The 13,335-nt window shown below is 39.1% G+C and carries 13 protein-coding genes; 2 read left to right on the top strand and 11 right to left on the bottom strand.

The genetic code is table 11. The annotated features are described in order from the left end of the window. Positions 1-111 precede the first annotated feature (111 nt). From B1A77_RS04545 to yedE, 3 genes are all read right to left on the bottom strand, one after another. Positions 112-798 (bottom strand): carboxymuconolactone decarboxylase family protein, encoded by a 687-nt coding sequence (locus tag B1A77_RS04545; RefSeq protein ID WP_038125785.1) that lies wholly within the window; start codon positions 796-798, stop codon positions 112-114. A gap of 348 nt (positions 799-1,146) precedes the next feature. After that, complete coding sequence (locus B1A77_RS04540) at positions 1,147-1,395, bottom strand: putative Se/S carrier protein (RefSeq protein WP_004693778.1); 249 nt, start codon at positions 1,393-1,395, stop codon at positions 1,147-1,149. Positions 1,396-1,505: 110 nt separating this feature from the next. Beyond that, complete coding sequence (gene yedE, locus B1A77_RS04535; protein ID WP_077708096.1) at positions 1,506-2,567, bottom strand: YedE family putative selenium transporter; 1,062 nt, start codon at positions 2,565-2,567, stop codon at positions 1,506-1,508. 120 nt (positions 2,568-2,687) lie between these two features. On the opposite strand from yedE, the gene B1A77_RS04530 reads away from it, so the two are divergent. Beyond that, positions 2,688-3,845, top strand: coding sequence for an aminotransferase class V-fold PLP-dependent enzyme (locus tag B1A77_RS04530; RefSeq protein ID WP_077708095.1), 1,158 nt, complete (start codon positions 2,688-2,690; stop codon positions 3,843-3,845). Positions 3,846-3,895: 50 nt separating this feature from the next. Here the strand turns inward: B1A77_RS04530 and B1A77_RS04525 are convergent, their stop codons facing one another. The 7 genes from B1A77_RS04525 to B1A77_RS04495 all read right to left on the bottom strand — a co-directional run bounded on the left by B1A77_RS04525 (position 3,896) and on the right by B1A77_RS04495 (position 9,129). Further along, a complete protein-coding gene (locus B1A77_RS04525) occupies positions 3,896-4,726 on the bottom strand; it encodes a radical SAM protein (RefSeq protein WP_077708094.1) in 831 nt (276 codons plus the stop codon). Positions 4,727-4,728: 2 nt separating this feature from the next. Continuing rightward, positions 4,729-5,535 carry a 4Fe-4S binding protein gene (locus tag B1A77_RS04520; RefSeq protein WP_077708093.1) on the bottom strand — a complete coding sequence of 269 codons (807 nt, stop codon included), beginning with the start codon at positions 5,533-5,535 and terminating at the stop codon, positions 4,729-4,731. Then, positions 5,528-6,391, bottom strand: a complete 864-nt coding sequence (locus tag B1A77_RS04515) for a substrate-binding domain-containing protein (RefSeq protein ID WP_077708092.1) — start codon at positions 6,389-6,391, stop codon at positions 5,528-5,530. The genes B1A77_RS04520 and B1A77_RS04515 overlap by 8 nt, the downstream gene beginning before the upstream one ends. 438 nt (positions 6,392-6,829) lie before the next feature. Then, positions 6,830-7,060, bottom strand: a complete 231-nt coding sequence (gene rpsR / locus B1A77_RS04510) for a 30S ribosomal protein S18 (protein WP_004693795.1) — start codon at positions 7,058-7,060, stop codon at positions 6,830-6,832. Between the two features lie 39 nt (positions 7,061-7,099). Beyond that, positions 7,100-7,498: a single-stranded DNA-binding protein gene (locus B1A77_RS04505; protein ID WP_004693797.1), complete on the bottom strand. Its 399-nt coding sequence runs from the start codon at positions 7,496-7,498 to the stop codon at positions 7,100-7,102. Between the two features lie 19 nt (positions 7,499-7,517). Next, the gene (gene rpsF, locus B1A77_RS04500; RefSeq protein ID WP_004693799.1) at positions 7,518-7,802 is read right to left on the bottom strand and encodes a 30S ribosomal protein S6; all 285 of its coding nucleotides are present in this window, start codon (positions 7,800-7,802) and stop codon (positions 7,518-7,520) included. A 142-nt stretch (positions 7,803-7,944) separates the two neighbouring features. Next, positions 7,945-9,129, bottom strand: a complete 1,185-nt coding sequence (locus B1A77_RS04495; RefSeq protein ID WP_038149718.1) for a multidrug effflux MFS transporter — start codon at positions 9,127-9,129, stop codon at positions 7,945-7,947. Between the two features lie 486 nt (positions 9,130-9,615). On the opposite strand from B1A77_RS04495, the gene B1A77_RS04490 reads away from it, so the two are divergent. Next, positions 9,616-10,845: an LL-diaminopimelate aminotransferase gene (locus B1A77_RS04490; RefSeq protein WP_077708091.1), complete on the top strand. Its 1,230-nt coding sequence runs from the start codon at positions 9,616-9,618 to the stop codon at positions 10,843-10,845. Positions 10,846-11,091: 246 nt separating this feature from the next. Here the strand turns inward: B1A77_RS04490 and B1A77_RS04485 are convergent, their stop codons facing one another. Continuing rightward, positions 11,092-13,314, bottom strand: a complete 2,223-nt coding sequence (locus B1A77_RS04485; protein WP_077708090.1) for an autotransporter outer membrane beta-barrel domain-containing protein — start codon at positions 13,312-13,314, stop codon at positions 11,092-11,094. Between the last annotated feature and the right edge of the window lie 21 nt (positions 13,315-13,335).

The following is a 13,335-nucleotide window of genomic DNA, read 5'->3' as shown; positions in this document are numbered from 1 at the left end:
AAGGGGACCTTAAACGTCAATTACATTCTATGGATTTAATCCTAATCATTAAAACTGTGAAAGTAGAAGCCATAAAAAAAGACCTACTTCCGAAAGAAGTAGGTCTACATTTTATTGGAAAATCATAGCTTCTAAATTTTCAATTTGATATTGACTTAGGCCAAGTTCAGATAAACTCTTTTCAGCTGCAGTAAAAAGATTATTTTTACCAACTCGAGTACCTAGTGCTGCCGCAGCGACCAATTCACGGTCCAATTTACCTAAACGTGAACGATTACGATTTTGAGGTTTTGGTTTTTTCATACGGAACGTATTATATTGAACCCCCTCTTTTGTTTCCTCAGCTTTCGGCTTTGTTAAAGGTGCCCCATTAGTGCCATTCCCCAATAAAGCACTAAGTCCTGTTTGCTTTGGTACCAATTTTTCGTACTCATCGCCAAACTCAGGGCGTTCATCACGTAATTGATCAAATGTAGCTAAAGCAGCATTCATTTGTTTCAAGCCAGCAGCAGAGTAAAGTTGACGAATGGCAATACTCACCTCTTGTGGCGTCAACGTGCCTCGCTCAATAGCAGATGCAATTACACTCTTTAATGCACCTTGATCACCAGACGCAGTATAGCGGCCAATTTCAACCAAGTCTTTCTGACGTGCATTAAGCTCTTTTGGCGTATATATATTTATCTCAGATATAGATGGTGCCTGTTTAGAAGGTTGTTCTCCCGCCCCATTAGCCTCAAACATATAGCCACCGGCAACGATGGCCACGGCTAATGTTAAGGTTAATACTCTTTTCAAAGTCTTACAATCTCCCTTATCATTAATACTAATTGTATAATACTGCAATAGTAGCGTACATTATCAATGGATTTATTTTACTGTTCTACTGTAATACATACTGTAGATATTATTATATAATACTTCATCTAATTTTTATAGTCCTATTCGAAAAAAATCTATAATCTTTTAAGAAATTATATATATTTATCTATAAAAATTATATATTTATAAACCACACTTAACAATGCATCAAAATGCACTTCTACTATTTTATCAAAGAGATTAATGGCTATCGTAATAAACTAAGAAAGAGAATTCGAATCATACCAACTATGCAGCAATACTGAACCAAACAGTCTATATAATTTACTCATTTGAGCTTTCAAATATAGTTCTATAACCTTCAACTGTAACAGCCACTATTTGTTCAATTTCCTCTGTAGGATCCTCCGTGAAAGTAAAACTTTCATCAGCCTCAAAGGAAGCACTCGTTCCACAGGACGAACTAAGATTCCGTGGTACAGGACGTAGTTCTATATTAGTTACCCCTTCTGGGGCTTCACGCTTGAAGCGAATCGCTCCAAAATGAGAGTAAAAAGTGGCAATATATTTCATAGACACTCAATTCTAGCTATCAATAACGAATAAAATAGTAAAATACATTCATACTATATGTTGATCATACCATACATGATCTAAACATTTCCAAGTTAACCATCTGCAGGCTAAGCATTTGAACGTTTTGTATTAAGTACAGCAATAATGAACGCTACCACAAAGCCAACACCTACAGCAATTTCACCATTTAGTGTAGGACCAGCACCAGAGGCAGCTAAGCCGAAATTATGAGCAAATGCTGCGCCAGCCGCAAGGCCAAGCACTGTAACAGCGGAATCAGAATTACCTTCACCAGTCATGATTAATTGACGTAATGGACAGCCCCCAAGCAATACGCTACAGAAACCTGCAAGCGCCATACCTAGGAAGTTCCACAATCCATCTGTATGTGCAATTGGTTGGTTTTCAAAGCCAAGATGGAAATTACCAAAGCTAATATTCACAACGAATACACCAATGAGAACCGCTAAATAACCAAAGATAAGAATGGATTTTTTGAACAAGAATAAATCCCGAAAACCACCAACGGTACAAAGGCGACTAAATTGAGATAAGCCACCTACCACAAGGCCTGCTGCCAATGAAATTAACCAAGGTGCATGCATAGCGCCTGGTCCTTTTTGACTAAAGAAGATAAATGCCGGAGCAGTTACTACTAACACTAATAGCCCAACTTGGATGGCAGGCATCATAGCAGACTCTAACTTACTCAATGCGTAAGTTCGTTGTAAAGAATAGCCTTTTTTCAAGAATATTGTACCGAACCCAATACCACCAGCAAAACCAGCAATACCGAACAAAGCATTTAAGTCACCGCCACCAAGTCGCAAAATCATACGAATTGGGCAACCGAGGAACATCAAAGCACCAATCATAACAAAGAAACCAAGAATAAATCGAATAATTGGAGAGGAACCACCTTTACTTTGGTGTTCGCCACGAATCATGGACAATACATAGGCCCCTAAAATAAGACCGATAACTTCTGGACGAATGTACTGTACCGGTGCAGCACGATGTAGACCAAGAGCACCTACGGTGTCACGAACAAAGCAAGCAATACAGAAGCCCATGTTACCTGGATTTCCGGCTAATACGAGAAAACCTGCAATAACACCAATTATAAGGCCTGCAATAATTAAATTTCTTTTTTCATGAGACCCACTCATAATAAACTCCTTTCAAACTACAAGAACTAAAACTATATAAGTATGTGCTCCTACCCGATCAAGCACAATACTCATGATATAATAACCATAAATACATCTTGTTATTCATGGAGATTACCTATGAAGTATATCTATTTAGATAATGCGAGCACCACATTTCCCAAAGTTCCAAATGTGGCTAATGCCATGTCAGACTATTTAACGAACTACGGTATCAACATCAACCGTGGCTCCTATGCCCTCGCCTATGATGTAGAGGATATTATCTATACAACAAGACAACGACTAAACAACGTATTCAACAGCCATGATCCATCACATGTCATCTTTACACAAAATGTGACGATGAGCTTAAACATGGTTATCAAAGGCCTATTGAAATCCGGTGATCACGTACTCGTTAGCTCTATGGAGCATAATGCTGTCATGAGACCGCTCACACAGCTACTCAATGAAGATATTACCTTTGATACTATCCCTTGTGATACTACAGGTTCTATCAAATTAGACGCTATTGAGTCACTCATTCGTCCAAATACAGTAGCTATAATTATTAATCACGCGTCCAATGTATGTGGAACCATACAACCCATTAAAGAAATCGGTATACTCTGCAAAGAGCATAATCTACATTTTATTGTAGACGCAGCACAAACGGCTGGTGTCATACCTATCGATGTAAAAGAATCTCAAATAGATGCCCTCTGCTTTACAGGTCACAAAGGATTATTGGGACCCCAAGGTATTGGTGGCATGATCTTGACCAAAGAAATGGCTCAAACCTTAACCCCTCTTATTACTGGTGGTACAGGTAGTTTCTCACATTTGGAAACAATGCCTACTAATATGCCCGACGCCTTTGAATCAGGCACATTAAACCTACCAGGTATCATAGGTCTCAACAAAGGTCTCACCTTTATTGAGTCGAAGGGTATGGAAAGCATTCACAACCACGAGCTCGCTTTGACAGAAGCCTTCCTCGAAGGATTACGACCGATAGATGGCATTAACATCATTGGCAAGCAAGATGTTCAGAACAGAACTGCTGCCGTATCGATTACAATTGATGGAGCTGATGTTGCGAGCGTTGCTTACGAACTAGAATCAACCTATCACATCATGACGCGCGTTGGACTCCACTGTGCCCCGCGAGCACACCAAACACTAGGAACCTATTCTGAGGGAACTGTGCGTTTCTCCTTTGGCTATGCCAACACACTTGAAGAGGTAGATATGGCATTATCTGCACTACATACAATCCTGAAAAATACTAAATAATAATTATCACCGTTAAGGCTATATACTTTGGTATATAGCCTTTTATACTTCTACGCTTCACACAAACGACCGATAGCATCAGCTCTACAACGTTTACAGTGCGTCATCTGTGGTACATAGTGACCAATAAATTGACGCATATTGTCAATCTCTTCTGCATTCGGTCCTCGATAGTTTTCAAAGGCCGTATCATGAACTGGAATCATAGCAATGCAGTTCATCAAATCGATGCCCCATGCTTCCGCTTGTTTAGCAATGGCTGGTACATGATTCATATTTACATCAGGTACTACTACAGTATTAATCTTAACGATAATATTCTTTTCCTTTAGTTTTCGGATACTTTCAGCCTGACGCTCTAATAAAATACGGGCCCCATCGATTCCTTTGTAGATATTACCCTCATAGCGAACCATGGAATATACATTTTTTGCAATCTCTAGATCAATAGCATTAGCCGTAATCGTTACATGCGTAATTCCTAAGTCAGCAATGTCATTAACATAATCAGGCACTGCCAAACCATTACTAGATAAACAAAGCATGACATGAGGAAAATCCTTTTTCACGAGGCGGAAGGTTTCAAGTGTCTTGTCTGCATCACACATAGGATCCCCAGGACCTGCAATACCTACTACAGAGATATCCTGACGAGCATCAAACACCTTGCGCACAAAGGCAGCTGCCTCTTGTGGCGTATATACATGTTGCGTCACGCCTGGTCTATTTTCATTCGCACAGTCGTACTTACGATTACAATAATTACATTGAATATTACAATTCGGCGCTACTGGTAAATGTAGACGACCCCAATTAGCAGAAGCGGCCTTATTGTAACAAGGATGATTTTGTAGGAAACTTTGTCCTTGAATTTCTTTCATAATTAACCTTTCCGACCAAATCTAATAGCATCTTTATGGCAAACATGTAAGCAATCACCACAGTTGGTACAATTCATTTCATTTGGTCGTGTCCCCATTTCACAAACGCGTAAACACGCATCACAGTTGTCGCACTCATTCGTTTTATAAATTCTAAAAATAGAAATCTTACGAAGCAATTCCATGATGCCACCGAAAGGACATACAAATCGACACCATGCATTAGCAATAATAAGGGAACCAGCAATGATGGAAACTACAGTTATAGTACGAGCCGCCCAATACCAGTCGGAAAATTGCATAGATAAAATAACGGCATTAAAATATTCATCACTTGTCCGTATTGGGATCATAATACGAGGATTACCAAATTTGAAATACACAATAAGACCTAAAATTATAGTGGCTACCATGCCGAGTTGAAGGTATCGCATGTAATGTTTACGATTCCTTAGTGGTCCCATAGATATTTTTCCCAGCATTTGGTTAACCCATCCACTTGGACAGAACCAGCTACAAAATGCACGGCCAAAGAATACGACCATAATAGGCAAAACAATCCACCAAGCATAGAAATACGTCGTAATACGGCCCCAACAGGTAATCATGGAACAGCTTTCACAGTTTACAAACGGCACGATATACGGGCATCGGAATATACCATAATATACCCATTTTCCCATGATAAAAAGGAATATAAACTGCACGATACGACGCCAAAGCGTTAGATTCTTAGGGGCTTGTTTCCCAGATACACCAGATCCCCCTTGAGATCCACAGGTTGTAGATGACGGACAATGACTACACATCTTTTACACCAAACCTTTCTATCAAATCGAGACCTCTCGCACTATGAACGGATGTAAATCCATGATTTTCTAAGATTTGTTGCCCTTCTTGGGACCGTGTAAATTCAATATAGTCGGCAGCCAATGCACGATCTTGTACATATTTCATCGTATTGATAGTAAAAGTAAGCGGTGCCGGCGGCACAAATTGTGGTGGTATAGAGAAGTATTCAATGCGATCCTTGAATCGATCATGAGTAGTAAGGCGTTTTTCAATAATGGATACATCAGCTTTACCTTCTACAAGGTCACACATCATGGAAATAACACAAGCATTTTCGGCTATCATATTTTTCATAATGCTATCAGTCAATCCTGACAGTTTCATAATCCCCTTTACAGAGGCACTGCCTGGAGGAGATGCCCCCAATGGTAACATGACACGCACACCGGGCTCCGCCATATCTTTAAGATCACGAATACCGGCAGGATTACCTTTAGGTGTGACTATGACGTAGTCTGTAAAACATAGCGGCTCAAAAGCGATACTTATCCCTTTTTTGCGCATATTTTTTGCTAACTCTAATCCGCGAGCTCCAAAGATTTCGGTGCGACTTTTTTCTGCTAACAAAGATTTACCAATAGCCCCTGCAAAAGCACCGGTGTACTGAATATTGTGACCTGTGTGCATCGTGTAGACTTGGTTTAAATCAAGAAATGCTTCTGACAAGCCTCCACAAGTCCATACTTGTAACGAATCAGATTGTGTTGGCTTATAAGCACCTCGTATAAACGACGGCACTACTGATGCAGCCGCTAGAGCTAAAGCACCACCAATAAACTGGCGACGGGATATATCCTTTTTCAAAAATCCCATGTACTTACCACCTTTCACTGAACTTTACAGCTATATATGTATATTTGTATTATAGTATAAATATTTCTAATCGCATGCATAAGATTGATTAACTAATCTATATAGATTAGTCATATAAAACCTATTATTTATTAAATTATTCAAATTTTTAACTTCAAATAACCATATCTATTTTTATGAATATTTATTACAACAAGTAACTACGATAATTAATGAGAATAAAAGGAAATAGATAGAACCTATGCTCTAAATGCATAGGTCCTATCTATTTTTATTCTATACTTTTATACAACAATCTATACAATAAGCTTCAATCCCTAATATAGCCTTCTAACATCTCCAGTTAAATAAATTCAAAGATATACACTTCCATGTGAATCATGGACCAAACGCAAAAAGGCGGCACAACCAAATGGTTGTACCGCCTTGATTCATCAATTATTCAGCAGTGAATGGCAATAAAGCAATTGCACGTGCACGTTTGATAGATGTAGTCAATTTGCGTTGATGTTTTGCGCAAGTACCGGAAATACGACGAGGTAAGATTTTACCGCGTTCAGTCGTAAAACGACGAAGTTTAGCAACATCTTTATAGTCGATTTGATCGATATGGTCTGCACAGAAAACGCATACTTTTCTTCTTGGCTTTCTGCCTCTATCTCTTCTCATTGCGAATCCTCCTTTTCGAATTAGTAGGAGTCCCTGACACTAGAACGGGATGTTTTCGTCATCGCCGCCTGTACTGAAACTATCAAAATTGGACCCACCTTCGAAAGAATTAGTATTCATATCAAGGGATTGGCCCACAAAGTTCGCTACCACTTCAGTAACGTACCGTTTTTGACCGTCCTGAGTCTCGTAAGAACGAGTTTGCAAACGACCTTCTACAAAGCAACGACTGCCTTTACGAAGATTGCCTGCCGCTTCACCAAGTTTACCCCAAGCAACGCAGTTGATGAAAGCAGTTTGTTCTTTCGTCTCATTTGTTGTGGAATCAATATAGGTGTTTGTGGCAGCTACTGTGAAAGTTGCTACAGCACGACCAGTTTTGGTATAGCGTACTTCAGGATCACGAGCTAAATTACCTAGAATTTGTACAGAGTTCATGTTTTCCTCCAGGCTTTAATTATGCTTCGTGTTTAACAATTAGATGTCTTAGGACTTCATCGTTGATTTTCAATACACGATCGATTTCTTTGATTTCAGCAGGAGCTGCTTCAAAGTTGATCAATACATAGAAACCGTCAGTGAATTTCTTCACCGCGTAAGCAAGACGGCGCTTGCCCCAACGATCTACCTTTTCTACTGTGCCGCCTACACGAGCAATTAAAGCTTCTACTTTTTCAATAACAGCGTTAGTTGCTTCCTCTTCAGCTGGTTTCACAATAAACATGACTTCGTATTTGTTCATACAAAATCACCTCCTCTTTCGGACTAATGCCCCTATCGACACATAGGGGTAGGAAGTGCTTACCATCAATAAGCCTTACTATTATAACCTAAAAAAATGATGAAAGCAAGGATTCAAATTAAAACCCTCGCTTTTACCAATATTATATACGATTATATTTTTCATCCTCAGGAAAGGCGATAATAGCGCAGATAATTACAAATATGGCTATTACCCCCATCATAGGATAGGCCGTATCATTTGGTAAAAAGGTAAGTATCAACGATGACACAATACCACTACCATATTGCATGGCACCTAATAGTGCCGCCCCAGATCCAGCCATTCTACCTGCTCTATCTAAAGCTAATGCATTAGTTACAGCGGCAATGATACCATTCATGGAGAAGAATAAAAAACAACCAATAACGATTAACCACAATGAATGGTAACCTAAGAACATCAAGCCCATAACAATGGATACACAAACAGCAGCAAATAGTGTGGCATATTTCAATAGTCTATCAAGGCGTATAGCACTAACAATACGACGATTAATGGCACTTAACAACATAACACCAATAATATTAACAGAAAAGAGATAACCAAAATATTCTTTGGGCACTTCATACACATCTATATATACATAAGGCGATCCCGTTAAAAACGCATAAATGGCAATATAAAATGAGCTAACACATAGGGTATATTTCATAAAACCTTTATTGCGTAATAAAATCCAATAGTTATTATAGGTATGACCTATGGACTTTTTGCTCCTCTTCTCTACGGGATGTGTTTCCGGAAGCACTAATACGGCAACGAGCATTAAAAGTCCTATACCAACAAGCAACCAGAATATAGAATGCCATGTATACCATACAAGTAAATGTCCGGCTAACATTGGGCCTGCTATAGGCGCTATAGCCATAACAATGGCCAATGTAGACAACATTTTAGCCGCCTCAGTCCGACCATATAAATCCCGAATCATAGCCCGTGACAACATCGGTCCTACACAGGCACCAAAAGCCTGAAACACACGCCAAGCTAGTAATTCTAGCATAGACGAACTTAGGGCACAGCCCACAGACCCTATGATAAATAAGACTATCCCTATAATCAGTGGCTTCTTACGACCAATTTTATCACTAACGGCGCCCCAAAAAAGCTGAGCTAGCGCAAACCCAATTAAGAAACCTGTCAACGTAAGCTCCGCATCACCATTGAGGTCACGCCCCATCTCAGGCATAGCTGGCAAATAAATATCCGTAGACAACGATGTAAACGCCATCAAAGCACTTAATATAGACGTAAAAAGCCATCCCTTATTGCTAATCGTCAGCATAAAGACACCACTTTCATATAAAACCGCACTATAATATGTATTCATTTAGATTATATCAGAAATAAAATTAATGCTATATAAAGTTTTGATTTTTTCAATAAAAAAGCGTAGTAAAATACTACGCAAAAATTGGTCTATAGTAATATCACTCTTTGCACTATTCAAATAGTATAAAGACAAAAGCCTAACGCAACAGAGTATACAAAATACTCGCACACTAGGCAATCCTAAAAAATGTTTATAAGATGAGCCTAACGCTACCACACGTCGATGGCTCTCTTTTTTTTATTATACAACATAAATAGAATTTCTAAAAGAAATTATAAAACAAATGGTATGACTAATAAAGTCCTCATAATACGACCTTTTATAGTCATAGACTTAAACAATATTTATATAAATCAGAAATTCTATAGAAAATCCTTGCGTCATTATTCTATATAATTTACTATATATAGAGAAATCTGATTATAAAAAGGAGTCATCATGGCTAATATCAATGAAAACTACTTAAACCTTCAAGGTTCTTATTTATTTGCTAATATTGCTAAAAAGGTAAATGAATACCAAACTGCTCATCCAGATGCAGATATTATTCGTCTTGGTATCGGCGATGTTACATTACCTCTTGCTCCAGCAATTATCGATGCTATGAGTAAAGCTGTTCAAGAAATGGGAAAAGCAGAAACATTCCGAGGTTATGGCCCTGAACAAGGATATGATTTCTTACGTCAGGCTATTATTGATGGCGATTACAAACCATTGGGCGTAGATATCGCTATTGACGAAGTATTCGTTTCCGATGGTGCAAAGTCTGACGTTGGTAATATCCAAGAGTTATTCAGCGAAGATAACATCATTGCTATCACAGATCCTGTGTACCCAGTATACTTAGACTCCAACGTTATGGGTGGTCGTACTGGCGAAGCTGTAGAAGGCATCTTCCAAAAGGTTGTATACCTCCCTACTTACGCTGAAAACAACTTCTCTCCAGAATTCCCGTCTGAACGCGTAGACATCGTATATCTTTGCTCGCCTAACAATCCCACTGGTACTGTTTTAAGCCGTGCTCGTTTGGCAGAATGGATCAAATGGTGTAAAGATAATGATGCGATTTTGATGTTTGACTCCGCTTACGAAGCTTTCATCAGCACAGAAGATACTGTAAAATCTATCTACGAAATCGAAGGCGCTCGCGAAGTGGCTATCGAGTTCCGTTCCTTCTCTAAAACTGCAGGTTTCACTGGTACACGTTGTGCTTATGCAGTAGTACCTAAAGAGGTCACTGGCAAAACTAAATCTGGTGAACGCCAACCGCTAAACCCTATGTGGAACCGTCGTCAATGCACTAAATTCAATGGTGTTCCTTACATCATCCAACGTGGTGCAGAAGCAGTATACACAAAAGAAGGACGTGAACAAACACGTGCAAACATTGCGTACTACAAAGAAAATGCTCGCATCATCAAAGAGGGTCTTGAATCTATCGGCCTTACTGTATATGGCGGTGTGGACGCTCCATATATTTGGCTTAAAACGCCTGGTAATATGACTAGTTGGGAATTATTCGATGTCTTGCTCGAACAAGTTCAAATCGTATCTACACCAGGCTCTGGCTTTGGACCTCACGGCGAAGGGTACCTTCGTTTAACAGCATTCGGTAGCCGTGAAAATACAATTCGTGCCGTTGAAAGAATCAAAACGTTACAATTCTAATTTAGCTATATCTATATTTAGAGTTACTTTTAGACTCATATTTAGATTACAATGAATTTGTAATGTCTAATTAAATAGTGTTTATACATTAGACCAAAAGACCGATTACAGTCCTTCAATAGGAATGTAATCGGTCTTTTTTATATACCCTTACATATATAAATATTTAATTCTAGTATTCCTTAACACCATAGTAGAGACAAATAACATCCCCATATTATTTGTCTCTACTATATTTACTATTACCTAAAAGTTATGCCGAATCCCTGCGTCAATGCGATAGGAATTGTCTACGGTAGCACCAAAGTTTTTAGTGAAAGTCCCATAAATATATGTATTAGGACGTACGCTCCATGAGCCACCTAGTTCAAGATCAAGCCATGTGTCTTTCAAATTCACTTCACTACCTGTGGTTGGCTCACCGGCCATGCTATAAGTAGCTTTCATTTTACCAGAGAATTCATGTGCTAATGCTGCTTTGAGGAAAAGATTGCTGTTCTTACTTTCCTTGCCAATGCCTACACCAATACGACCAATAACGGAATTTACCGCATCAGAGTTAATGTGTACTATGCTGCCCGTATTTGTACGAGCATCAAAGTTTACACCAGACAAGCGACTAAACGTCAATTCTGCGTTAGGATCGATATAAAAACCATTGTCTTTCTTGATTCGTTTACCATATTCAACGCTCAAGGAGGTACCTGTATTGCGGTAATCACCGCTCAAGCTTGTGCTCAAGCTATTACGTACGGTAAAATCATTTTTCAAACGATTTACTTTACCAATAACATCTAAGTAACGACCATCATTATATTGTTTTGCACCGTATAATGCTAAACCTGCGGTTTTACCGGACCCAGAGCCTAGAGCGTAATCACTATTGCTTGTACCATATAGCAAAGCACCACCAATGGTCCAATCTCCACGCAATGTGTCATAGCCAACTTGCGCCATATTGTATGTTTGGTTTACATAGGCGTTGTCTGTAATCTTAGATTTACCGCCGATGTATTTTCCCCATACACCATGCTTATTGGAGTTGAGTCGCACATCACCGAGGCGACGTTGTAAATCATTCGTATCGGCTCTCATTTGCATCACAGAGGAGGCTAACGCACTCTTAACACCAGATACAACTTCGCTTTCACGAGTTGTCACGACCGCTTTATCCGTAACGCTAGCCTTACCGTCAACAGCAAAGTTTTCTATACCAAGCTTAGTAGAATATGAAGGACTAATCAGTCCGGAATGGACTTCAACATTCACATTTAAATTACGTTCACCCTTAGTAAAGCCAGTGTATGTTAACTTATTAGCCAACTGCTGCAAAGTGCTACGTGGGTTGTTTGCATTTACATATCCTTTAAGAGCATCTGCCGAACTGCGCATAGTCACAGAAGAACCCTTATCAGCATGGTTGATAACAACTTCGCCTTTACCTTGTGCAGCTGCAGGAGCACCCTTTTCGTAATCAATGGCGGTATGACCTGCATAATTATTAATAGTAATTGGTCGTGCGTCTACCGGTTGAATAATACCTTGACTCGCTATATCCTTACCACCAATAAAATGCTCCACACGACTACCTGTATATAAATAGTTTGCATTATTAGGACGACCTTGTGTAGGATATACGCGCTCAGCGCCTAACCATTCATTGCGCCAGGTCGCACCATTTTGTAAATACAATCGCAAACCACCATGATACGGATTATTATTGCTTTCATCAAATTCATTCAACACACCACCTATTAATTTAGAATTTGGTGTTGTTAAGCCTAATGAAATATGTGAGCCATGGTTATGTGGATTCTTGTCGCCACCATAGTTTTTATCTAAAAATCCTATATTACCGTACATCTTCACATCATTAGTTCCCGGATGTAAGCCATCCATACCCGTATTTACATAAACAAAACCTTCTTCAGATAATGCAGAGTAAGTATCAGAGGTATCTAAAGGATATGTTTTTACATCGGCCCCACCTAGTATCCGAATATATCCATCTTTATTAGCTTGCAAACCAACGCCAACAGCATCGACTTTAGCATTTCCTTTTACGGTAATTCGAGTATCATCGTTATTTCCATCATTAGTAAGTCCACCATAACCAGCATAGATACCGCTCATGTAATAATGTGCCAAATCAGGTCTACGTTTCGCACCACTTTCTGCAGGTGCTGGATTTTTAACTGTTACAGTTACATTTTTATCGATAGCGACTTGTGTCCCATCAAGAGCATAAATACCTGTAACATTATTATGATATTTTGTACCATTCACACCTAAGCCTGATACATTAACAGTTAAGTCATCTGTATAATGTCTCTTTTCCCCCCACAAATTAAGACCAATAGATTTTCCGTCTGTATGACTTTCCACAGTTGTGGCTGATACCATGGTAAAAGCATTAGCACCTGTTACGATTAATGCAGCAATAACAGCAGCTTTTATATTTCTTCTCATGTTATACCTCCTCTAACATTT

This window comes from Veillonella parvula (assembly GCF_002005185.1).
In the GTDB taxonomy this organism is placed as follows: Bacteria; Bacillota; Negativicutes; order Veillonellales; family Veillonellaceae; genus Veillonella; species Veillonella parvula_M.
Note: the sequence above shows the minus strand (reverse complement) of the source record. Positions and strands in the feature narration are given on the sequence as shown.

Coding starts and splice junctions, on each gene's coding strand:
- rpsR (WP_004693795.1), bottom strand. CDS start 7,060: ATGAGAAGAGATAGAGGCAGAAAGCCAAGAAGAAAAGTATGCGTTTTC.
- B1A77_RS04490 (WP_077708091.1), top strand. CDS start 9,616: ATGGCTAATATCAATGAAAACTACTTAAACCTTCAAGGTTCTTATTTA.
- B1A77_RS04525 (WP_077708094.1), bottom strand. CDS start 4,726: ATGAAAGAAATTCAAGGACAAAGTTTCCTACAAAATCATCCTTGTTAC.
- rpsF (WP_004693799.1), bottom strand. CDS start 7,802: ATGAACAAATACGAAGTCATGTTTATTGTGAAACCAGCTGAAGAGGAA.
- B1A77_RS04530 (WP_077708095.1), top strand. CDS start 2,688: ATGAAGTATATCTATTTAGATAATGCGAGCACCACATTTCCCAAAGTT.
- B1A77_RS04505 (WP_004693797.1), bottom strand. CDS start 7,498: ATGAACTCTGTACAAATTCTAGGTAATTTAGCTCGTGATCCTGAAGTA.
- B1A77_RS04485 (WP_077708090.1), bottom strand. CDS start 13,314: ATGAGAAGAAATATAAAAGCTGCTGTTATTGCTGCATTAATCGTAACA.
- B1A77_RS04495 (WP_038149718.1), bottom strand. CDS start 9,129: ATGCTGACGATTAGCAATAAGGGATGGCTTTTTACGTCTATATTAAGT.
- B1A77_RS04540 (WP_004693778.1), bottom strand. CDS start 1,395: ATGAAATATATTGCCACTTTTTACTCTCATTTTGGAGCGATTCGCTTC.
- yedE (WP_077708096.1), bottom strand. CDS start 2,567: ATGAGTGGGTCTCATGAAAAAAGAAATTTAATTATTGCAGGCCTTATA.
- B1A77_RS04515 (WP_077708092.1), bottom strand. CDS start 6,391: ATGGGATTTTTGAAAAAGGATATATCCCGTCGCCAGTTTATTGGTGGT.
- B1A77_RS04520 (WP_077708093.1), bottom strand. CDS start 5,535: ATGTGTAGTCATTGTCCGTCATCTACAACCTGTGGATCTCAAGGGGGA.